The 21,590-nt window shown below is 71.5% G+C and carries 24 protein-coding genes; 15 read left to right on the plus strand and 9 right to left on the minus strand.

Annotation, left to right across the window (positions count from 1 at the left end; translation table 11 throughout):
* Positions 1–180 precede the first annotated feature (180 nt).
* The 9 genes from DVK05_RS13745 (at position 181) to DVK05_RS13785 (ending at position 9,616) form a co-directional block, all read left to right on the plus strand.
* On the plus strand, positions 181–837 hold the full coding sequence (locus DVK05_RS13745; protein ID WP_121564193.1) for a trans-aconitate 2-methyltransferase: 657 nt from the start codon (positions 181–183) through the stop codon (positions 835–837).
* 64 nt (positions 838–901) lie between these two features.
* Positions 902–1,606 (plus strand): thermonuclease family protein, encoded by a 705-nt coding sequence (locus DVK05_RS13750; protein WP_121564194.1) that lies wholly within the window; start codon positions 902–904, stop codon positions 1,604–1,606.
* A 33-nt stretch (positions 1,607–1,639) separates the two neighbouring features.
* Positions 1,640–2,389 carry a hypothetical protein gene (locus DVK05_RS13755; protein ID WP_121564196.1) on the plus strand — a complete coding sequence of 250 codons (750 nt, stop codon included), beginning with the start codon at positions 1,640–1,642 and terminating at the stop codon, positions 2,387–2,389.
* A gap of 186 nt (positions 2,390–2,575) precedes the next feature.
* Positions 2,576–4,480, plus strand: coding sequence for a DEAD/DEAH box helicase (locus tag DVK05_RS13760; RefSeq protein ID WP_121564319.1), 1,905 nt, complete (start codon positions 2,576–2,578; stop codon positions 4,478–4,480).
* Positions 4,481–4,553: 73 nt separating this feature from the next.
* On the plus strand, positions 4,554–6,260 hold the full coding sequence (locus tag DVK05_RS13765; protein WP_121564199.1) for a thiamine pyrophosphate-binding protein: 1,707 nt from the start codon (positions 4,554–4,556) through the stop codon (positions 6,258–6,260).
* A gap of 72 nt (positions 6,261–6,332) precedes the next feature.
* Positions 6,333–6,824: a hypothetical protein gene (locus DVK05_RS13770; protein WP_121564201.1), complete on the plus strand. Its 492-nt coding sequence runs from the start codon at positions 6,333–6,335 to the stop codon at positions 6,822–6,824.
* Between the two features lie 109 nt (positions 6,825–6,933).
* Positions 6,934–7,998, plus strand: coding sequence for a Gfo/Idh/MocA family protein (locus DVK05_RS13775; RefSeq protein ID WP_121564203.1), 1,065 nt, complete (start codon positions 6,934–6,936; stop codon positions 7,996–7,998).
* A 90-nt stretch (positions 7,999–8,088) separates the two neighbouring features.
* Positions 8,089–9,291 (plus strand): DUF418 domain-containing protein, encoded by a 1,203-nt coding sequence (locus tag DVK05_RS13780; RefSeq protein WP_121564205.1) that lies wholly within the window; start codon positions 8,089–8,091, stop codon positions 9,289–9,291.
* Between the two features lie 97 nt (positions 9,292–9,388).
* Entirely contained in the window at positions 9,389–9,616 is a 228-nt protein-coding gene (locus tag DVK05_RS13785) for a hypothetical protein (protein ID WP_053772616.1), read from the plus strand.
* 134 nt (positions 9,617–9,750) lie between these two features.
* Here the strand turns inward: DVK05_RS13785 and DVK05_RS13790 are convergent, their stop codons facing one another.
* The 4 genes from DVK05_RS13790 to DVK05_RS13805 form a co-directional block, all read right to left on the minus strand.
* Positions 9,751–10,158 (minus strand): transcriptional regulator, encoded by a 408-nt coding sequence (locus tag DVK05_RS13790; protein WP_121564207.1) that lies wholly within the window; start codon positions 10,156–10,158, stop codon positions 9,751–9,753.
* 29 nt (positions 10,159–10,187) lie between these two features.
* Entirely contained in the window at positions 10,188–10,505 is a 318-nt protein-coding gene (locus DVK05_RS13795; RefSeq protein WP_121564209.1) for a DUF6516 family protein, read from the minus strand.
* A 141-nt stretch (positions 10,506–10,646) separates the two neighbouring features.
* Positions 10,647–12,272, minus strand: coding sequence for an MATE family efflux transporter (locus DVK05_RS13800; RefSeq protein ID WP_121564211.1), 1,626 nt, complete (start codon positions 12,270–12,272; stop codon positions 10,647–10,649).
* A 43-nt stretch (positions 12,273–12,315) separates the two neighbouring features.
* On the minus strand, positions 12,316–13,386 hold the full coding sequence (locus tag DVK05_RS13805) for a mechanosensitive ion channel family protein (protein WP_121564213.1): 1,071 nt from the start codon (positions 13,384–13,386) through the stop codon (positions 12,316–12,318).
* 123 nt (positions 13,387–13,509) lie between these two features.
* On the opposite strand from DVK05_RS13805, the gene DVK05_RS13810 reads away from it, so the two are divergent.
* From DVK05_RS13810 to DVK05_RS13820, 3 genes are all read left to right on the plus strand, one after another.
* A complete protein-coding gene (locus DVK05_RS13810; RefSeq protein WP_121564215.1) occupies positions 13,510–14,259 on the plus strand; it encodes a proteasome assembly chaperone family protein in 750 nt (249 codons plus the stop codon).
* A gap of 95 nt (positions 14,260–14,354) precedes the next feature.
* Positions 14,355–15,407, plus strand: a complete 1,053-nt coding sequence (trmB, locus tag DVK05_RS13815; RefSeq protein WP_121564217.1) for an HTH-type sugar sensing transcriptional regulator TrmB — start codon at positions 14,355–14,357, stop codon at positions 15,405–15,407.
* Between the two features lie 58 nt (positions 15,408–15,465).
* On the plus strand, positions 15,466–15,819 hold the full coding sequence (locus DVK05_RS13820; RefSeq protein WP_121564219.1) for a hypothetical protein: 354 nt from the start codon (positions 15,466–15,468) through the stop codon (positions 15,817–15,819).
* A 21-nt stretch (positions 15,820–15,840) separates the two neighbouring features.
* On the opposite strand, the gene DVK05_RS13825 is transcribed toward DVK05_RS13820, so the two are convergent.
* Positions 15,841–16,482, minus strand: coding sequence for a ribonuclease HI family protein (locus tag DVK05_RS13825; protein WP_121564221.1), 642 nt, complete (start codon positions 16,480–16,482; stop codon positions 15,841–15,843).
* Between the two features lie 135 nt (positions 16,483–16,617).
* Here DVK05_RS13825 and DVK05_RS13830 point away from each other — a divergent pair, with 135 nt between their 5' ends.
* Together DVK05_RS13830 and DVK05_RS13835 are read left to right on the plus strand one after the other, a co-directional pair.
* Positions 16,618–17,595 carry an aldo/keto reductase gene (locus DVK05_RS13830; RefSeq protein ID WP_121564222.1) on the plus strand — a complete coding sequence of 326 codons (978 nt, stop codon included), beginning with the start codon at positions 16,618–16,620 and terminating at the stop codon, positions 17,593–17,595.
* A gap of 60 nt (positions 17,596–17,655) precedes the next feature.
* Positions 17,656–18,120 carry a universal stress protein gene (locus tag DVK05_RS13835; protein ID WP_121564224.1) on the plus strand — a complete coding sequence of 155 codons (465 nt, stop codon included), beginning with the start codon at positions 17,656–17,658 and terminating at the stop codon, positions 18,118–18,120.
* An 18-nt stretch (positions 18,121–18,138) separates the two neighbouring features.
* Here the strand turns inward: DVK05_RS13835 and DVK05_RS13840 are convergent, their stop codons facing one another.
* From DVK05_RS13840 to DVK05_RS13855, 4 genes are all read right to left on the minus strand, one after another.
* A complete protein-coding gene (locus tag DVK05_RS13840; RefSeq protein ID WP_121564226.1) occupies positions 18,139–18,765 on the minus strand; it encodes a DJ-1/PfpI family protein in 627 nt (208 codons plus the stop codon).
* Between the two features lie 90 nt (positions 18,766–18,855).
* Positions 18,856–19,545: an SCO family protein gene (locus DVK05_RS13845; protein WP_121564228.1), complete on the minus strand. Its 690-nt coding sequence runs from the start codon at positions 19,543–19,545 to the stop codon at positions 18,856–18,858.
* A gap of 105 nt (positions 19,546–19,650) precedes the next feature.
* Entirely contained in the window at positions 19,651–20,508 is an 858-nt protein-coding gene (locus tag DVK05_RS13850) for a sulfite exporter TauE/SafE family protein (protein WP_121564230.1), read from the minus strand.
* A 99-nt stretch (positions 20,509–20,607) separates the two neighbouring features.
* Positions 20,608–21,120 (minus strand): helix-turn-helix domain-containing protein, encoded by a 513-nt coding sequence (locus DVK05_RS13855; protein ID WP_121564232.1) that lies wholly within the window; start codon positions 21,118–21,120, stop codon positions 20,608–20,610.
* 111 nt (positions 21,121–21,231) lie between these two features.
* Here DVK05_RS13855 and DVK05_RS13860 point away from each other — a divergent pair, with 111 nt between their 5' ends.
* Positions 21,232–21,585, plus strand: coding sequence for a hypothetical protein (locus DVK05_RS13860; RefSeq protein WP_053772605.1), 354 nt, complete (start codon positions 21,232–21,234; stop codon positions 21,583–21,585).
* Positions 21,586–21,590: the final 5 nt, after the last annotated feature.

Here is a 21,590-nt window from a genome sequence, read left to right on the forward strand (position 1 = left end):
ATTCCGTCCCCGCGAGCGAAGCGAGCGGGGAACAGGGGGGTGACCGCAGCGAGACTCGCGCGTATCAATTCGAGGAGGGCGGACTAAGACAGTTCCCGGAGAGACGCGGCCTCCGCGATTTTCGCGGCGCTCGAATCGGCGAAGGCTTGATTTCGGTCACGACGTGCGTTCCCTGCGAGGATGTCGTTTCCGTCGACGATTGACTGGGACGACCACTGGGAGGCGACGGACCGAGACGGGTTAGACGAGATGCGTGCCGCCGGCGAGCGAACCGTCGACCGCCTAGAGCGGTTCTTCGACGGCTTCCCCGGGTCGCTGGCCGACGTCGGCTGCGGGCCGGCGTTCATGCTGTTCGAGGCCGCCGACCGCCACCCGGACGCCGACCTCTACGGATACGACGCGGCCGAGTCAGTCGTTCGGCGGAACCGATCGATCGCCGCCGAGCGCGAGGTCGACGGCCTGCGCTTCGAGACGGCGCGGCTCCCGGCGTTGGACGTCGACCGCCGGTTCGACTGCGTCACGTGTATCGCGACGCTCCACTACGTCGCGGACGTCCGGTCGGCCCTCGACTCACTGTACTCCCGCGTCGCGCCCGGCGGACACCTGGTGTTCAACTACCCGAACCGGCACACCAGGCGAATGTACCGGGAGGACCCGGACACTGACCCCGAGCGGTTCGAGCTCGTGCTCGACGGCGAGAACCTCCTCACGTACGAGGACATCGAGGCCACCCTCTCCCGGAGGCCCCGCAGCTTCTGGAAGGCGGTCGACGAGGACGACTGGCGCTCGATCGGTCGGGTGAACCCCTGCGTGATCGTGAACAAGCCCGAGGGCTGACCCCGGCGGCAGGGGACGGCGCCGTCACCGCCCGACTTTTGCCGACGCCCGGCGACGACCGCGTATGAGCGTTCGCTGGCAGTCGATCGCCGTCGTCGTTCTCCTCGTGCTGGCCGGCTGCGCCGGCGCGCCGGTCCCGGACACGGGCTCCGGCTCGCAGCCTACCGCCCTCGACTCGCCGCCCGCCAATCCGGACGGCGTCAACCCCGACGACCCGGCAGACACGGCGTGGACGGGCACCGTCGTGCGCGTCGTCGACGGCGACACGATGGAAGTCGAGTTCCCGAACGGCGAGGTCGACACCGTCAGGCTCCTCGGCGTCGACACGCCCGAGACGAGCGTCGGGTCGACGACTCCGGGCGAGTTCGAGGGGATTCCGGACACCGACGCCGGTCGCGCGCACCTCGCGACGTGGGGCGGCGAGGCGTCGGCGTTCGCGGAGTCGGAACTCGCCGGCGAGACGGTCACGGTCGTGACCGGCGGCGACCGCCGCGGCGGGTACGGTCGCCTGCTGGCGGTGCTGTACGTCGACGGCGAGGACTTCAACGAGCGCCTGCTGACGGAGGGGTACGCCCGGCTCTACGACACCGAGTTCGCGAAGCGCGACGCGTACGCGGCCGCCGAGGCGGGCGCGAGGGAGCGCGGCGTCGGCCTCTGGGCGTTCGAGGAGGGCGATTCCTCGGCAGAGACGAGCGAGGCCGACGGCGCGGACCCCCGGACGCTCCCCGGATTCGAGGCCGACGCGACCGCGACCCCTGTGTCGGCGTAACACACTTAAGAGCGCGCTCGGTACGGTGGTGTAGTGGCATCCCGACAGGGCGGGTCGGGGGACGCGGAGCCCCTCGGGCCCGGATCGACGGAGCGTCGGACCGCTTCCACGACCGCCGCCGCGAGCCGGCAGGCAGACGCGCGACCCCGGTCCCCGCCGGAGTCGCCGGCGCGCCGCCGCGCTCGGGCCGGGCGAACCGATCGGTCCGCGAACTATCGGTCGGTCGACCCGCCGCACGGCGGGGAGGCCGCCGCTCGGACGCCGGAGGACCCCCCGGTCCGGGACCCCTCCCTCTACGCGCTCACCGACCACTTCCGCGAGCGGCTCGAACAGCCAGGTCGGTACGTCTCGACGCGCACCGTGAGCGACGCGATCCGGGAGGGACAGCTGCGGTGGAACAGCACCGACGGCTGGCGGTTCGCCCTCGTCGAGGGGGGCGTCCGCTTCGTCGTGGTCGTGAGCGACACCGAGACGAACTCGCCGGTCGTCGTCACCGGCTGGACCGAGGTCGCGGACCGCGAGGCCGCGCTCGAAGCGCCGCGGTGGGACGGAGTCGACGTCGACACCATCGCCGTGCGGGCCGCGCTGAGTGAGTCGGCCGCGACGCCGATCCCCGACCGGATCCGCCCCCGGACCGTCACCCGCCCCTTCGAGGTGGGCGAGCACCGTCTCGAAACCGAGCCCGGCGAGCCGTTCGTGCGCTGTACCGACTGCGGCTGCCGGTTCCGCTCGAAGGAGGGGATCACGTCGCGGCGGTGTCGGCAGCGCTCGCCGGGGCGGTAGCCGGCAGCAGTATTTCCTACCAGCACCCGAACTTTCACGCGATTCACGGGCGGGCCTCACGACCGGGGCCTTGGAGGTGTTTCCGGTCGATCGTCCGCCGGCAACCGATTCCAGTTTCCATGAAGTAACCGACTCGTTCCGTCGGCTGACGCTATCCATTTCCGCGTCGCGGCCGAAGCGGCGATGATGACCGACGACACCGGCGACGACGCCGGCGACGATTCCAGCGAGAACGACGCTGAGGACCTCTCTATCGACCGCTTCCACGAGGCGCTCGAAGCCGAGGAGCGCCCGGTCGCGACCGCGAGCGAGGTCGCCCGCCGGCTCGGCACGACGCAGGCCGCCGCCCGCGACGCGCTCGCCGCGCTCGTCGACCGCGGCGACGTGGACCGGCTCGACGTCGAGGCCGACCCCGTGGTCTTCTACCCGCGCGACTGGGGGGCGCTGGCGAGCCGCGAGCGCGTCGTGGTCTTCCCGAAGCGCCGTGAGATCGTCGTCGACCGCCCCACGCAGTACACCCGCGCGCGGCTCTCGCAGTTCGCGAACCTCGTCGACACCACCGGCACCGAACCGGGGACCCGCGGGTACCTCTATCGGATCCGGCAGGAGGACGTGTGGGCCGCGCCGTTTGACGACGACGACGGGCTCGTGGGCGCGCTCCGGTCGGTGCTGCCCCGCCGGTACGACCACCTCGAAGACTGGGTGCGCGACCAGTGGCGGCGCGCGCACCGCTTCCGCCTGTACACCCACGAGGACGAGTACGTCGTCCTCGAAGCCGCCTCGGAGAATCTGATGGGGAACGTCGCCGACCAGCACCTCGACGACGACCACCTCCGCGCGCCCATCTCGGACACGGAGGCGTGGGTCAACGAGGCGGCGGTCGCGGCGGTCAAGCGCGCGCTCTACGACGCCGGCTACCCCGTCGAGGACGACCGCGACTTGGAGACCGGTGACCCCGTCGAGATCGAACTCACGACCGATCTCCGCGATTACCAGGAAACGTGGGTGGAGACGTTCCTCGACCGCAAGTCCGGGGTGTACGTCGGGCCGCCGGGCTCCGGGAAGACCGTCGCCGCGATCGCGACGATCGCTGCGGTCGGTGGCGAGACCCTCATCCTGGTCCCCTCGCGAGAGCTCGCCGAGCAGTGGCGCGAGGAGCTGCTCGACCACTCCACCGTCGATCCCGCCGACATCGGACTCTACCACGGCGGGACGAAGGACGTCCGCCCCGTCACGATCGTGACCTACCAGATCGCGGGGATGGACCGCCACCGCAGCCTCTTCGACTCCCGCGAGTGGGGGCTGATCTGCTTCGACGAGGCGCACCACATCACCGCCCCCGTCTTCTCCCGCTCGGCCGAGCTACAGGCGAAACACCGGCTCGGGCTCTCTGCGACGCCCGTCAGCGAGACCGGCAGCGAGGAGGAGATATACACCCTGATCGGCCAGCCGATCGGCGCGGACTGGGACGCGCTGTTCGAGGCCGGATTCGTCCAGGAGCCCGAGGTCGAGATCCGCTACGTCCCGTGGCGCGACGAGATGGCTCGCAACGAGTACGCGGCCGCTGACGGCCGGGAGCGCAGACGTCTCGCGGCCGAGAATCCCGCGAAAGTCGAGGAGATCCGCTACCTCCTCGCCGCCCACCGCGACAAGAAGGCGCTCGTCTTCGTCGAGTACCTCGACCAGGGCGAGGCGATCGCCGACGCGCTCGGCGTCCCGTTCGTCAGCGGCGAGACGCCGCACCGCGAGCGCGCGGAGCTGTTCCGCCGGTTCCGCGCCGAGGACGGTGCCGACGGGAACGCCGACGGCGAGGGCGCCGACGGCGGCGACCTCGACGCGCTCGTCGTCTCCCGGGTCGGCGACGAGGGGATCGACCTCCCGAACGCGGAGCTCGCGGTCGTCGCGAGCGGGCTCGGGGGGTCCCGGCGACAGGGGTCACAGCGCGCCGGCCGGACGATGCGGCCGACCGGCTCCGCGCTCGTGTACGTCCTCGCGACGCGCGGGTCGAGCGAGGAGGAGTTCGCCCAGCGGCAGATGCGGCACCTCGGCCGGAAGGGCGTCCGCGTCCGCGAGACGAACGTCGCCGAGTGAGCTGGCCCGGGTCCGGTCGCCCGTTCCCCGTCGGCGTCGAAGGCTTCAACACCCGCTCGGTCGAGTTCGCGGTATGGACGCGGACGAACCCGCCGACGAGACGCACCCGACCGTCGCCGAGGCGGTCGTCGACGCCATGCTCGACCGCGGCGTCGACGCCGTCTTCGGCATCCCCGGCAAGCAGACCCTCCCGCTGAACCGGGCGCTCGCCGACCGCGACGCGCGGTTCGTCGTCGCCCGCCACGAGACGGCCGTCCCGCATCAGGCGTGGGGGTACGCCGAGACGAGCGAGCCGAGCGCGATGGCGGCCACCTGCGTCGTCCCCGGCCCGGGCGACACCAACGCGATGAACGGGCTGAAGAACGCCCGCAACGACTGCGTCCCCCTGCTCCACCTCGCCGTCGAGACGGAGCGGTCGGTCCGCGGCGGCGACGGCATCCACGAGACGCCGCCCGAGACGTACGACACCGTCGTCAAGGAGAACGTCCTCGTCGACTCGCCGGCGGGCGCGGTCCCGGCCGTCGCCGAGGCGATCCGCACCGCGCGCGAACACCCGCAGGGCCCGGTCCGCGTCGGGATTCCGAAGGACGTGCTCGCGAGTCGCACGCCGCAGCCGGCGGTCGGCGACCGCGACCCCGCGCCGCCGCCGACCGCGCCACCGGACGCGGTGCGAGACGCCGCGGACCGCCTGGCCGACGCGGCGTCGCCGGTCGTCCTCGTCGGCGGCGGGGTCAGGCGCTCGGGCGCGAGCGAGTCGCTCCGGTCGGTCGCCGAGACCCTGGACGCGCCCGTCGTGACGACGTACAAGGGGAAGGGGACGCTGCCCGAGACGCACCCTCTCTCGGCCGGGGTCCTCTGCGGCGGCGCGAGCGCGGACCTCCGCGACCTGCTCGCCGGCGCGGACGCGGGCCTCGTCGTCGGCTCCGACCTCGACGCGGTCGCGACCGCCTCGTGGTCCGTCTCGATGCCGGAGACGCTGATCCACGTCACGCTCGACGGCGACGACGTTGGGTTCGGCTACGACGCCGACCTCGGCGTCGTCGCCGACGCCGACCGCTTCCTGCGGGACCTCGACGGCGCGCTCGACGAAGCGCTCTCGGCTGCCCGAGAGCGCTCCGGCGCCGAGCGAGCCGAGGCCGTCCGCGCGGCCGACCGCGATCGGTTCGAAGCGCTCTCGGAGGACCGCGGTCCCGACGATCCGCTCCGGTCCGTCGAGGTGCTCTCCGCGGTGCGCGACGCGGTGCCCGAGGACGCGGTCGTCACGGCCGACGCGGGCGGGTTCCGGCTGTGGACGCTCGTCTCCTTCCCCGCCGCGGGGCCGCGGTCGTACGTCAACCCCGGCTCGTGGGCGACGATGGGGACCGGGCTCCCCTCTGCGATCGGCGCCAAACTGGCGAACCCGGAGCGCGACGTGGTCGCGCTCACCGGCGACGGGGGACTCATGATGTGCGTCCACGAGCTCCACACGCTGGCGAGCGAGGGGATCGACGTGACCGTCGTCGCGCTCAACAACGACGACTACGCGATCATCAGCGAGGAGGCGGAGCGCTCGTACGACTTCCCCGAGGGGAGCTACGGCTGGGCGGAGACCGGCCTCGACCTCGTCGCGGTCGCGTCCGGGATGGGGCTGCCCGCGGAGCGCATCCGCGAGCGCGACGCGGTCGGCGACGCCGTCGAACGCGCCCGGAGTCGGGAGGGGCCGGCGCTCGTGGAGGTCGTCACCGATCCGGGCGAACCGCAGGCAAGCGAGTGGATGACCGGGCCTCGACCCGGCGAGTAGCCGCTCCGTTTCACGCCCGGTGTTTCCGAGATCTGAAGCGAACTATATCAGGGTCTGCTCCCGACTGCGCGTATGCGCAACCCGTGGGTCCACGACGACGTGCCCGACGACGCCGGCGGCGGATACGACGGCCCCGTCCGCCTGCTGGCGCTGCTCGTGTGGGGGTCGCTGGCCCTCCTCGTCGGTGGGTTCGTCCTCCTCTCCAGTGCGGGCGTCGTTGACCTCGCAGACGGCGGCTCGCTGGGGGCGGTCGTCACGGGGGTCGTCGCCGCGCTCGCGCTCGCGCTGGCGCTCCCGGTCCTGTTGAAGCTGCTCGCGATCTCGCGGGCGCTCGCGCTCCTCGCCTTCCTCGGGACCGGCGCGACCGTCGGCCGGTTCGTGATCGCCCGCGAACCGGAGCAGTTCCGGGCCCTGCTCGACGCGCGCGACGCCCTCGCCGAGAACGCCGACTCGATCGGCGGCCTCTTCGACGTCGTCGACTCGATGTCGCCCGCGGCGGTCGACGCCGGGACGGCCGTGGTTGACGCCGCGGTGACCGCTCTCGCCGCGGTCCCGGCGGCGTGACCGCGGCTCCCGCGGTCCCCTTGTGACCGAGGCGTGCTCGGTCGCGCCGCTGATTTTCCCGCGTTCGCCCGGACGTGAGCCTTAACAACACTCGTTGTGAATCCCGCCCATGACGCATCCGAACGACGTCGCCGTCGGCATCGTCGGCCTCGGCGGCATCGGGTCCCACCACGCGACGAAGCTGGTCGAGCGCGGCGCGAACCTGGTCGGCGGCATGGATATCGACGCCGACGCCCGCGCGCGGTTCCACGAGGAGTTCGGCCTCCCTGCGTACGAGGACGAGGCGACCCTCTACGACGAGTGCGACGCCGTGCTGGTCACCACGCCGAACCGCTTCCACGAGGAGTACGCGACCTCGGCGCTCTCGGCCGGCCTCGACGTGCTCTTGGAGAAGCCGCTGGCGCACACGGTAGCGAGCGCCGAGCGCATCGCCGACGCCGCCCGCGACGCCGAGGGGTTCTGTATGATCGGGTTCAACAACCGGTTCGCGGAGCCGGTCCGGGTGATCAAACACTACCAGGACGAGGGGCGGTTCGGGGAGACCACGCACGTCGAGGCGAACTACGTGCGGCGGCGCGGCGTCCCCGGGCGCGGGTCGTGGTTCACCTCCTCCGACGTGGCCGGGGGCGGCGCGCTCATCGACATCGGCGTCCACGCGGTCGACCTCGCGCTCTACTTCCTCGATCACCCCGAGGTCGTCGAGGTGTCGGGCGAGACGCGCTCGGAGTTCGGCGGCCGCGACGACTACGCGTACGTCCACATGTGGGGCGACGACGCCGGACCGGAGGGGTTCGACGTCGACGACTCGGCGTCGGCGTTCATCCGCGCTGCCGACGGCTCCACGGTGTCGCTGGAGGTCGCGTGGGCGACGAACCGCCCGCCGACCGACGAGTTCGTCGTCCGGGGCACCGAGGCGGGCGCGACGTTCGACCGCGGCAGCGACGACCTCACCGTCCACGAGGCGGGCGTGGGCGGCGGCCATCACCTCACGGACGCGAGCGTGGAGACGCGCGAGGGGGACGCACACGCCGCGGAGCAGGCGACGTTCCTCGAAGCCGTCGCGGCGGGCGAGGCGCCCGCGATCAACACCGTCGAGGAGGGGCTCCGCGTCCAGCGCGTTATCGACGCCATCTACCGGTCCTCCGAGACCGGCGCGGCGGTCCGACTGGACTGACCGCGCCCCGCCCGAACCGGTCGGCCGGCGGGCGACGGCCTCCGCGATGGGAACCTATTCGGTGCTGGGGGTCGTTCCCGGTGACAACTCGTGACCAGCGATCCCGGCCCGACGCCGCCCTCCGAACGCATCACCAGCCTCGACGCCCTCCGGGGGTTCGCGCTGCTCGGCATCCTCGTCATCAACATTCGCGTGTTCTCGATGCCGGAGCAGACCCTGCTCAACCCCAACGTGTACGGCGACTTCACCGGGATCGACTACTGGACGTGGTTCGTCGGCCACGTGTTCGCGCAGTCGAAGTTCATCACGGTCTTCTCGGCGCTGTTCGGCGCCGGCGTCCTCCTGTTCATCGAGAGCAAAGAGGAGAAGGGGCAAGACCCCGTCCGCCTCCACCTCCGCCGGACCGCGGTGCTGATCGCGATCGGACTCCTCCACGCGTACCTGTTGTGGTACGGCGACATCCTCGTCACGTACGGGCTGACCGGGATCTTCCTGCTGTTCGTCCGCGACCTCGACGCGCGCCAACTCGCCGGGCTCGCGGGGATCTTCCTCCTCTTCGTCCCCGCGATCGAGCTGTTCGCGGCCGTGTCGATCGGCGGGGAGGCGATCGCCGGCCAGTGGATGCCCTCGGAGGCCGCGATACGGCAGCAGGTGGCCGCCTACCGCGGCGGCTGGCTCGACCAGATGAGCCACCGCGTCGACTCCTCGCTCCAGCGACAGACGAGCGGGTTCATCGGGTCAAGCTTCTGGCGGGTCGGCGGCGTCATGCTGCTCGGGATGGCGCTGTACAAGCGGGGCGTGCTGACCGGCGAGCGCTCGACCGCGTTCTACCGGCGGCTCGTCGCGGGCGGCGTCGTCGGCGTCGCGATCGTCGTCGCGGGCGTCGCCTACATCGAGGCGAACGACTGGAGCGCGGGCGCCGCGCTGTACTGGCGGCAGTTCAACTACGTCGGGAGCCTCCTCGTCGCCGGCGGCTACGTCGGCCTCGTCACGCTGTTCGTCCGGCGGCGCGGCGAGGGGCTCGTGACCCGCGCGCTCGCCGCGGTCGGCCGGACCGCGTTCACGAACTACCTGCTCCAGACGGTGATCGCGACGACGATATTCTACGGCCACGGCCTCGGACTCTTCGGCTCCGTCAGCCGCGTCGAGGCGATGGGGATCGTCGTCGCCATCTGGGCGGTTCAGGTACCGCTCTCGGTGCTCTGGCTGCGGTACTTCCGGTTCGGCCCGGTCGAGTGGGTGTGGCGGACGCTCACCTACGGGGAGGCGCAGCCGATGCGCCTCAAAGGCTGACCGGCGCCGCGCCCCTCGACGACCGCAGCCAAGCGCGCGTTCTCCGAACTGAGACTCGCGAGGACACGTTCAACACCCGCCCGCCGAACCTCCCTCCATGACCGGCTTCGACGTCCACGACCACCGCCACGAACTGAAACAGCTCCGCGACTCCGGTCGGACGAGCCTCTGGGAGAACAGGGAAGCGATGGCGTGTCCCGTGTGCGACGACGTCTTCTCGCGGCTCTTCGTCACGCGGCAGGCGGGAACGACGTTCCCCGAGAACGACGGCGCGCGGTTCTGTCTGCTCCGCGACGACGACGCCGTCTACCTGTTCAGGCACTGAGCGCACAGGGGATCAGTTCTGCGGAGCGTCAACCGCGTTGAAATCCCTTCCGCAGACGCTTACTCGCCTGAGAAGGCTGGTCGCTGAAGTGTGCGAACTGATCGCTGAGAACCCTCCCGGCTTGAGAGAACCGACTACGCGCTCGCGGGGGCGCTGTCGGCATCGCCGTCATCGATGAGCGGGTAGTCGATGTGGACTTCGATGCGGTCGAACGGGACGACCGGCTGTATCGCGCCGCCGTGCCCGCCCTCTTCGAGCGTAAGGATACCCAGTACTTCCAGCTGCTTCAGGTCAGAGTGGACGTCAGACACGTCCCTCTCGACGAGCCGCGCCGCTTCGCGCATGCTTTCGGGAGCTTCCTCGGCGATCGCTCGGATGAGATTCAGGCGGAGCGGGGTGAGACTGTCGACGAAGTCGTCGTAGGTTCCGAACTGGAGCGTCGCTTTTCCGTCTTGGTCGTCGTCCTCGACGTCTTGGACGAACTGGAGTGCGTCCTCACGGAGCTGTTCTCGGTCGCCGACGGTGATGTGGAGTGTGGTCATGGTTGGGGTGTGGGTCGGAGGGTGTTCGATCAGTGCGGTCGGGGTGGGTCGCCGCCGACAACGTCCCAGTACTCGTCCGCACTCGCCCAGAACTCGACGAGCAGCTCCTCCATCCCTGGGAACCCGACGCCGTCCATATCGCCCGCTGCGGTGTGATGCTCGTGTCCCTTCGTATCCTCGTGGGAGTTGTCGTACCGGACGAGCGTGAGATCGTCGAGGGTGCCCAGATGGAGGGTGTACTTCCAGCCCGAGGGGTACGTCTCGGTGTCGTCGGTCGGTCGAAGGACGACGTTCTCGACGAGGCCGGCTTCGACGTGTGTGTACTGGAAGAACGCCTCTGAGGGCATCCCGTACGTGTTGGGACACCACCCAACGGCATAAGCGTTGGGCAGAAGTCCAACACCGAACGGGAACGTCGCTCGTCAGCGATATCCTCGGATGTTCCTTGTCCATTAGTTACCGATCTTCAAACAACGGATCCGGCGCGGTCAGTCGTCGCCGACGGGGTCGACGCCGGGGTCCGGGTCGTCGATGTAGCGTTCGGTCCACGTCCCCCGCGAGAACCACGCGACGCCGACCGCCGCGCCGAGGACGTTCCCGAGCGCCATCCCGACCCACACGCCGGTCTCGCCCCAGTCGGCCACGAACACGAGGTACGCCACGCTCGCGACCCGGCCGACCCAGAGGGTGACGATGGAGATGACCATCGCGGTCTTCGTGTTGCCCGCGCCGCGGAACGCGCCGAGGATTACCTGCGAGACGCCGATGAAGGCGAACTCGACCGACCGGATCCGGACGTAGTCGACCGCGTAGCCGATGGTGGCCGGCGCGTCCGGCACGTCGCCGAGGAACGCCCCGACGATCGGCTCGGTGAACGCCACGGCGACGACCGCGACGAGGAACATCACGCCCGCGCCCGTCGTGGCGGCGAACTTCACCGCCTTGCCGGCGCGGTCGGCGCGGTTCGCCCCGAGGTTCTGCCCGACCATCGTGTCGATGGCGCGCCCGAGCCCCATCGCGGGCAGGAAGACGAGCGAGATGAGGCGGTTGCCGAGGCCGTAGGCGGCGACCACCGGCGGCGAGAACGTGACGATCATCGCGGTGAGCGTGATCATCGCGAGCGCGCTCGTCGTCTGCTCGACGCTGGACGGGAGACCGAGCCGGAAGATGTCGCGGATGAAGTCGAGGTCGGGCGCGAGGTGGCCGACGGTCACGTTCGGGCCGTAGCCGGTGCCGAACAGGATCCAGAGCCCGATGGCGGTCGCGACGCCCCGCGAGAGGATCGTCGCGAGCGCGGCGCCCTGGATCCCGAACCCGGTTATCCCGGTCGCCGAGAGCAGGGTGGCCTCCAGCGCGACCGGATCGAGCGCGGCGACGCCGGGCACCGCGGCCAGCCACTGGAACAGCGGGTTCCCGTCGAACCCGAAGATGAAGAACGGGTCGAGCAGGACGTTCAGGAGGACGGAAATGAACATGACCGCCATCGGCGTCCGCGTGTCGCCGTAGCCGCGCATCAGCGCCGAGAAGACGAAGAAGCCGAACATCAGGGGGATCCCGGCGAAGATCACCTCCATGTAGTCGGCCGCGAGCGGGATCACCGTCGCCGCGGTGTCGGCGTCGCTCGGGAGGATCTCCAGGGCCGGTCGGGTGTAGAAGTACCCGCCGATGCCGATGAGCACGGACAGCACCGAGACGGTGAAGATGGTCTGTCCGGCCACGAGGCCGGCGGACCCGTCGCCGTCGGCGCCCGTGTACTGCGCGACGAGGATCGCGCCCGCGGTCGTGAAGCCGCCGGCGACCGCGATCAGCAGGAAGATGAGCGGGAACGCGAGGCTGATCGCGCCGACGGCCTCCGCGGAGAGCCGACCGAGGTAGAGGGTGTCGACGATGTTGTACGTGACCTGTAGCAGCTGGATGACGACGATCGGCCACGCCAGCCGGAACAGCGGCCGGAGGAGGCTCCCCTCGGTGATCGATTCGTCGTCGAGGGGGCCGTCGTCGTCGGGACCGCCCGACGGCTCTGCGACGCCGTCGTCCGGCCGGTCGCCGGAGGGGTCGTCGGGGGAACCGTCGGCGGAGGAGCCGTCGGGGTCGGCAGCGGGCTCGTCGCTCACTGCCGTAACACGCCGGGGGCGCTCTATCAGGCTTCCGATTCGGTTACCCGGCCCCGCCGCCGCTCACGTCGCCGCGGTCGGGTTCGGAGTCGACGCCGCCTCGGGCGGCGCCGTCGCCGGCGGCGTCCGAGCCCGCGCCGTCGCCGATCTCCGACGCGTCTGCCGCCGGCGCGTCGGGGTCGGCGGCCCGCGGCGCCTCGCTCCCGGCGTCGACGCGGGCGACGCCCGACGTGTCGTCGAAGACGAGGTGCCGGTGCGGGTACGCCATCTCCACGTCGGCGTCGGCCAGCCGCTCGCGGATCTCGGTGTTCACGTCCGACTGGACCTTCGCGAGCTTGTACGGCTTCTTCACCCAGTACCGCAGCCGGAGCAGGATCCCGTTGTCGCCGAACTCGTGGAGGCGACAGTCGGGGCCGGCCATGTACCGCGCCACGCCGATGCGGATGTCTGGCCCGCCGTCGATGACGGCGTCGCAGTCGCGCGCCGCGCGCTCGATCCGGCGGCGGGCCTCCGGGATGTCGCTCTCGTAGGTGACGAGCACGTCGATAGAGCGGCGGGTCCGCTCGTCTTCGGCCGAGAGGTTCGTCACGTCGCGCTCGCGCATCGTGCCGTTCGGCACGACGAGAAAGGTGTTGTCGACGGTGAAGATCTTCGTGTAGCGGATCGTGATGTCCTCGACGAACCCCGCGGTCCCGTCCTCCAACTCGATCATGTCGCCGATCTCGAACGGCTGGTCCGCGAGGACGAACACGCCGTTGATGAAGTTCCCCACCAGCGGCGCGAGGACGATACCGATGACGGCCGAGAACACCGCCGTCCCGAGGAGCAGCTCCTCGAACTGGAAGCCGGCCGCGCTGAGGCCGACGAGCAGGGCGGCCGCGATCGTCCCCGCCCGGACCCCGCGGACGATCGTCTGCGCGACGCTCTGCCGCGACACCCGTTGGGCCACGGGGCGACCGATCAGCCGGACGAGGAAGTTGGCGAGGACGACGCCCACCGCGACGGAGGCGACCACGGTGAGGAGCCCCGCTCCCGGCAGGTCGGCGAGCCGAGACCCGAGGCCGGCGAGCCGCGACGCGACGCCGGGGATCGCCGTCGCCTCCGGGAAGACCATGGAGACCCGCGGACGGCCATCGGAAAAAGCGTTTCTCCCCGCGGACGGCGGCGGCGGGCGCGGCGGCTCGGACGCACCCGCGCCGGGGACAACCACTATGTCGCGGCTGTGCGAACGGAGCGTATGCCTCGACCGTCCGCGGACCCGACGAACCCGAGTTTCAGCGTCGAGCACGACGCCGAACCGGGGGGCGCGCTGATAGCCGGGTTCTCCTCGTTCGGCCTCGCCGGGCTGACCGCCGTCGACTACCTGGTCGACGACCTCGGACTGACGGCGACCGGTCACGTCCGCATCGACGGCGTCCCGTCGATCACGCCGTTCACGAAGGGGACGCCGCGACACCCGATCCGGCTCTACGCCGCCCCCGACCTCGACATCACCGTGCTGGTCGCCGAGCAGTTCGTACCGCCGTTCCTCGGCGAACTCCTCGCCGACGCCCTCCTCGACTGGACGGAGGCGAACGGCGTCGAAGAGATTGCGGTGCTGGCGGGCGTCCCGGTGGCGCACGGCCCCGACGCGCACCGCACGTTCCACGTCGCCACCGAGGACTACCGCGCCGCCCGCTTGGAGGGCGGGCCGGACGTCCCCGCGATGGAGTCCGGCTTCCTCGACGGCGCGAACGCGGGGCTGCTGGAACGCGGCCTCGACTCGCCGCTCGGCGTCGGGGTGTTCGTCACGCCGGTCCACGCGCAGGCCCCCGACGCGGAGGCCGCGGTGCGGCTCGTCGACACGGCGAACGCAGTGTACGACCTCGGGGTCGACGCGGGCCCGCTGGAGGCGTTCGCGCAGGAGATTCAACGGCGGTACGAGGACCTCGCCGAGCGGATCGAAGAGCGCGAGCCGGAGGGGAGCTACGACCGGATGTACATGTGAGGGGTCGGGCGAAGGAGTGAGGGAGCGAACTCTGAAAACGCGTACAACTCGGCTCATAGTAAAAAGCTATAATCCCCGCCCCCGATCGTCTGCCCATGACGGACGACCTCCGGGACACCCTCGACCGCGTCGGGGACCGGTTCAACCTCGGCGAATACGAGATCGACGCGTACCTCGCGGTGTTGGAACACGGGGAGCTGACGGCGAGCGACATCGCCGACCGGACCGACATCCCGCAGCCGCGGGTGTACGACACGGTCCGGAGCCTCTCGGACCGCGGGCTCGTCGAGCTCCGCGAGTCCCGACCGATGAAGATCGTGGCCGTCGACCCCGACGACGCGTTCGGCGAGCTCCGCTCGTCGTTCACGGAGATGGTCGACGAGCTCGAGGCCCGCTACACCGCGCCGACCAGGGAGACCGAGGCGGTGTCGCTCGTGAAGTCGCGCTCGACGATCCTCCGGTACATCGAGGAGGTGATCGAGAACGCGGAGTACGAGCTCGCGGTGTCGCTCACGCCCGGCCTCCTCCGGCGGTTCCGGGACCAGCTCGCCGCGAAGGTCGCGGCTGGCGTCAGCGTCGAACTGCTCGTCACGCCCGCGTCGAACGCGCCCGACCCGGCGGAGTTCGACTACCTCGAGGTCGCGACCATCGCGCGCGCCCGCCGGGGAATCACCACGCCGGTCCTGGCGGTCGGCGACGGGGAGTACTCCGTGTACGCCACGCAGGACGCGCTACGCGACGACCGCGAGCGCTACGGCGTCATCTTCAACCGCTCCGCGCTCGGCTTCCTCGTCTCGGGCTTCTTCGGTACCGTCCTGTGGACGACCGCCGAGACGCTGGCCACCGACGGCGCGGAGCGGCCCTTCCCGCGCCGCTACGCCTCGATCCGCCGCGCCGTGAAGGACGTACGGGAGTTCGACGGCGAGGAGTTCTACGCCACCGTCGAGGGGCGCGACATCGAGACCGGCGAGGAGGTGACGGTCCGCGGGAAGGTGGTCGACGTCGCGTTCGTCGACACCGAGGAGGTCGCCTCGCTCGTCGTCGAGACCGACGAGGGGCGCGTCGAGATCGGCGGCCGCGTCGCCGCCTTGGAGGACGTCGAGGGCCAGGAGATCGTGATCGGCCGCGGCGAGCCGCCGGCGCTGTGAGGCGGGCCCCGGGCGCCGCGCGGTCGCCGTTCAAGTGCGTGCGGTCCGAAGCGCCCCCGTGACCGACGACGCGTCCGCCGACGACGACCGGGCGGTACCGACCGTCTCCTGCGAGCGGTGCGGCCGCGAGTGGGACCTCGACCGCGAGATCGACGGCCTCGACCCCGGCGGCCACGCGGTCGAGCAGTTCGCGATCGACCACGAGCGTCACACCGGTCACTACCCGGACGACGTGACGCCGTGGATCGCTCGGTGCGAGCGCTGCCCGGACGGCGAGCGCTTCCTGGCGGAGCGGCCCGCCCGGCGCTGGGCGCGGACCCACGCGCGACACGCGAACCACCCGGTCCGGCTCGAAGCGCCGAGGGGCGAGGACGACCTCGTCGCCCCCGACGGCGACCGAGACGGGTCGTGAGGGGCCGACCGCCGGCTCGTGTCACGGGCCGAGCGCCGCGATGTCGGCGCCGACCGCGGCCCGCGCGTCCGCCGGGTTGGGGTCGCTGTCGGCCAGGTGCGTCCACTCGCAGGCGGACAGCGCCGCGATCCGCTCCCGGATCGCCGGCCTGTACGGCGCGGCCGACGCGACGCCGTCGCCCGCGCCCCAGACGTCGTCGATGACGGTCCGCGAGTCGATGCGGACCTCGACGGCGGCCGGGTCGCAGTGCGCGGCCAGCGCCTCCAGCCCCATGTGGAGCGCGGCGTACTCCGCGACGTTGTTCCCCGCCATGCCGACCGGTCGCCCCAGCCGGACCGCCGGCTCGCCGTCGGTCCGCAGCACGGCGCCAGCCCCCGCGGGTCCCCGGTTCCCGCGGGCGCTCCCGTCGACGTAGAGGACGACGGCGCCGTCGTCGGAGCCCCACGAGCCGCGCTCGTCGACCGGCGGGTCGGCGGCGAGGACCGCCTCGACGGCGGTCCGGATCTCGCCGTCGCCGGTCCCCGGGTCGAACAGGCCGCCGTAGCCGGACACGGCCGCGTCGATCGCGTCGATGGCGGGGCCGATCTCGTACCCGTACCGCGCCAGGACCTCGTCGACGCGACTCGCGAGCGGCGAGAGCCCCTCCGTGGGGAGTCGGTCCATCAGTCCTCCGTCGTCCGGCGCGCTCCCTGTCGGTCCATCACCAACGGATTCGACCGCCGAGACAAAAAGGCGCGGGCGCCCCGGCGGCGCGGCCGCGAGCGGAACGCCTTCGTCCCCGCCGCGCGTGGCCGCCGTATGGAGTACACGACGCTCGGCGGGTCCGGGACGAAGGTGAGCCGGATCGGCATCGGGACGAACACCTTCGGCGGCGACGCGGACTGGCACCTCTCGGCCGAGGAGGCACAGGAGGTCGTCGACACCGCGATCGACCACGGGATCAACTTCTTCGACACCGCGAACGCCTACAACGGAGGCGAGAGCGAGCGCGTGCTCGGCGAGGCGCTCGACGGGTACGACCGCGACCGACAGGTGATCGCGACGAAGGTGTACTTCCGGATGTACGACGGGGACCCGAACTCCGGCGGGCTCTCTCGGAAGGCGATCGAACAGGAACTGGCGAACAGCCTCGACCGGCTCGGGACCGACGCGATCGACCTCTACCAGATCCACCGCTGGGACGACGAGACGCCCATCGAGGAGACGCTGCGGACGCTCGACGACGCCGTCCGCCGCGGGGACGTGCGCCACGTCGGCGCCTCGTCGATGTGGGCCCACCAGTTCGCCGAGGCGTGCCACGCGGCCGAGCGGGGCGGCCGCGAGCCGTTCGTCACCATGCAGAACCACTACAACCTCGCGTACCGCGAGGAGGAGCGCGAGATGGTCCCCCTCTGCGAGAAGCGGGACGTGGGGCTGATCCCGTGGAGCCCGCTCGCACGCGGGTACCTCACGCGGCCGCACGACGAACTGGAGGCGACGATCCGGGGCGAGACCGACCAGTACCTCCACGAGCGGCTGACGACCTACGCGGCGAACGGCGGCCGGGAAATAAACGAGCGCGTCGCGGAGCTCGCCGCCGAGAAGGGGGTCAAGATGGCGCAGATCGCGCTGGCGTGGCTCCTCCATCAGGACGCGGTCGACGCCCCCATCGTCGGCGCGCGGAAGCCGGAGTACGTCGTCGACGCCGTCGAGTCGCTCGACGTCGACCTCTCCGACTCGGACCTCGACTGGCTGGCCGAGCCGTACGAGCCGGTGCCCGTCGACGGCCACAGCTGAGGCGCCCGCGCGGCCGCCACATCGACAGCGTATTTATCTTCGGAGTGCGAGGGATCCGACATGACGCTCGTCGTGGTCCCCGTCCGGTTCCCTCCCTCGTCGCACTCGGCGGCGACGCTGCGAGAGGCGACCCGCGTCGCCGAGGAGCGCGACGCCGACCTCACGATCCTCCACGTCGACCTCTACCAGCGCTCCGGCGGCGTCTCGCGCAGCGACCTCAAGCGCGCCGTCGAGGAGCGAATCGGTCGGGTCGACCGCGCGCGCTACGTCGTCCGCCGCGGCTTCCTCGTCGAGGAGACGATCCTCGAAGAGGTCGTGGCCGAGGGCGCCGACGTGGTCGTCATCGGGTCGAAGCAGGCCGGCCGGTGGCGGCGGATGGTCCAGAAGCTGCTCTCCGACCCCGACATCGACTCCTTCCTCCGCGGCGAGCTCGACTGCACCGTGATCACCGTCGACGCCGACGGCGGGATCACGACCAACGAGGTCGACGACGAGGGCCCGCCCCTGCCGGAGGACGACGACTGAGCCCTCGCGCGGTCCGACCTACTCGGCCACCTCGTACTGTCGCTCGTACTCGATGACGGTCGCTACCCTGTCGGCGACCTCCTCGCCGAACTCGTGCTCGACGACGTACAGCGCCAGGTCGATACCGGAGGTGACGCCGCCCGCGGAGAGCAGGTCGCCGTCGTCGACGACGCGGGCGTCGACGACCTCGGCGCCCGACTCGCGAAGCTCCTCGACCGCCGACGCGTGCGTCACGGCCCGGCGGCCGTCGGTGACGCCCGCCTCCGCGAGCAGCATCGAGCCCGTACACACCGAGGCGATCCGGGTGCCGGCCTCGTGGTGGCCGGCGAGCGCGCGCGGCACGTCGCCCTTCTGCGCCTCCGCCCAGGCGCTCGCGTCCTCGTCGCGCGCGCTCCAGCCGCCCCCGGGGACGACGAGCAGGTCCGGCGCGTCGGCCGACTCGGGGTCGGGGAGGGCTCCGTCCACGCCCACGCGGGTCCCGTGGCTCGCGGTCACCGTCTCGCGCTCGTCGAGCGTGACGTACCTGACGCGGCCGGCGCGCTCGCCGTTCGCGGCGGCGTAGCCGAGCGCGTAGTCGAACACCTCGTACGGCCCGATGCCGTCGAGTTCGTCGAACCCGTCGTATAACAGCACGTCGACGTTCATACCGCTCCGGAGGGCGGCGGACGGCTTGTGCGTTCCCCTCCGGTCGAGCGGGGTCCCGGCCGCGCGTCGGTCTGAGCGTTCGACGGGGTGTCACTCGTCGTCGAACGCGGCGACGACGCGCTCCATGTCTCCCGCGACGCGCTCCGGGTCGATCCGCTCGCCGCGGTAGGCCCGTTCGACCACGCCGTCGGGGTTGACGAGCAGGGTCACGACGAGGTGGGTGAAGTCGTAGCCCGGGAGGCGGTCGCTCTCTGTCGTCCGCTCGAAGCCGATCCCCAGTCGGTCCTCGACCACCGCCTTCGCGCGAGCCGGCGTCTCCGGCCGCAGGTAGATCCAGTTGCCCGCCTCGAGGTCGGCGCCGATCGACTCGGCGTTGTCGCGGAGCGCCGCCGCGTCGTCGCGCTCCGGATCGAACGTGATCGGGATAAAGTACGTGTCGTCGGTCAGCCCCGCCGCCGCGACGCGGCGCTGTACCGTCGCCCACTGGCGGAGGAGGATCGAACACTCCGCGGGACAGAACGTGAACACGCCGGTCACGAGGGCGGTCCGGTCGAGCTCGTCGCTGTCGAACGTCTCGTCCGCGAGGGGAGCCGGCAGCTCGAACGACGGGAGCGGCTGACCGTACGCGGGATACGCGAGGTCCTCGCTGTCCGCGAGCTGGTCCGACTGCGGATCGAGCACGACGTCGTCCGGGCTTCCACCGAACAGGCGCGACGTACAGCCCGCGACGGAGCCGGCGGCGGCCGTTCCGACGCCGGCGAGCAGCGTTCGTCGCTTCATACCCGAGCGAAGGGGCGAGCGGCGCATAACGCGTCTGGTGCGATCGACGAACGCGAGCGGCCCGGGTCTCGCGGGAGCGAGCGCGCGGCGAGTCGGTCGCCCGAGTCAAAACGGGGTGTAGTACGGGATCGGCGGGTGCGGCAGCGGCACGCCGAGCGTCGCGAGCCCGTGCTGGAGTGGGACGTATCCGAGGGCTACGAAGGCGACGCCGAGCACCCGGTGGATCCGCAGCCGCGTTTCGAGACGCATCGACCCGAACACCGTACCGAAAAGCAGCAGCGACGGCACGGTGCCGAGGCCGAGGGCGCCGAGCGCGACCGTTCCCCCGAGCGCGCTCCCCTGGACGAACGCGTAGAGGAAGGCCGGGTACAGGAGCGGGCACGGGAGAAAGCCGTGCGCCGCCCCCAGGCCGACGATCCGCCAGTCTCCGACCCAGGCGTCGACGCGGGCGACGATCCGGTCGCTCACCGCGCTCGCCGCCCGGTCGAACCCCGGTATCGGGACGGACTCCAGCCGAAGGCGGAGCGCGTAGCGCGCGCCGACGGCGATGATCACTCCGCCGACGAAGATGCCGGTGAGCGCGTGAACGTCGTCGGCGACGCCGGTGACCGTCCGCCCCGTGACGAACGCGAGGCTGCCGGCGAGACCGAAGGCCCCGCCGAGGGTCGCGTAGCTCGCCGTGCGTCCGAGGTTGAAGAGCGCGTGCTGGCGCACCTGGCGGAGGGTGAGGTCGTCGTCTCGCCCGCGACCGCCGCCGGCCTGCCCGGACCGCATCCGATCGGCGTAGGTGGTGACGAGCGGGCCACACATGCCGAGACAGTGCGCGCCGCCGAGCAGTCCGACGAGCAGGAAGACGCCGAGGCCGAGCGACTCGGTCGCGTACAGGGAGCCGCTCGGCTCACAGGTCGCCGCTCCGACGGCGTCGACGAGTCGAAGCGCCCCGGTATCGATGAGGACGTCCATACAGGATCAACGACCGCAGGGTCGCTAACCGATCTGGTGTGATCGGCGAACGGGCGCGAGCCCGGTTCACGCCGACCCCCTCGCCCGGCGCCCACGCCGTCACCCCTCGGCGTCGAGGAGCGAGTCGACCGTGCGGACGAAGCGGTCGACGAGCCGGTCGGGCAGCGACGGCGACACCTCGTCGAGGAGCGCGGCCGTCCGGTCCGGACGCGCCAGCGCGACGGTCATCGGCCGGTCGGGGGACTTCTCGACGATCCCGTGGTCCGCGAGCGTCGAGACGTGCCACGACACCGTGCTCTTCGCGAGCTCGAGGTCGTCGGCGAGCGCCGCCGGCCGGGTCGGGCCGTCGGCGTGGAGCCTGACGACGATCTCGCGGGCCGTCTCCCGCCTGAGAAACGCGAGCGTCCGCCGGTCCCACGGGTCGACCGCCGGATCGAAGTAGTGCGCGCGCCCGCCGATGCGTTCGACCGCGAGCTCGCCGTCCCGGACGAGCCGGCGGAGGTGGTACTGCGCCTGTCCGGTCGCGATGTCGAGCTCGCGGCCGATCCGGTTGAAGTGGACGCCGGGGACGTCGCGGACGTGGCGTCGGATCCTGTCTCTGGTGTCCGCCATCTTCGATAGGTCGACCTACCCCCGCTCGGAATAAAAGGCGCCCGTGCGGTCTCTCGCTCTGGGAACGGCGGCGGGGCACGTCTTCTTGTCGGTCGGCTCCCAAGGGCCGGTGTGACGCAGTCGCTCTCGGGGTCGGTGTCGGCGCTCGCCGGATGGTCCGTGGAGGGGTCGCTGCCGATCCTGGCGGTCGTGGTCGCCGCCGGACTCGGGACGAGTCTCCTCTTCGCCGTCAGCCTCGCCGCCTACCGACGCCGCCGGCAGGCGCAGTACCGACTGATATCCCTCGCTGTCGGCGCGCTCCTGGCTCGGTCGGTGGTCGGCGTCGGGACCGTTCTGGGAGCCGTGCCGATGCCGGTCCACCACCTCCTCGCGCACAGCCTGGACTTCCTCATCGCCGCGACCGTCCTCTATGCGGTGTACGCCCACGCGCCCGGCGCGGTCGGCGACGACGCCGCCTCGGACTGAGCCGA

It is taken from the genome of Halorubrum sp. Atlit-8R, assembly GCF_003666025.1.
GTDB lineage: Archaea > Halobacteriota > Halobacteria > Halobacteriales > Haloferacaceae > Halorubrum > Halorubrum salinarum.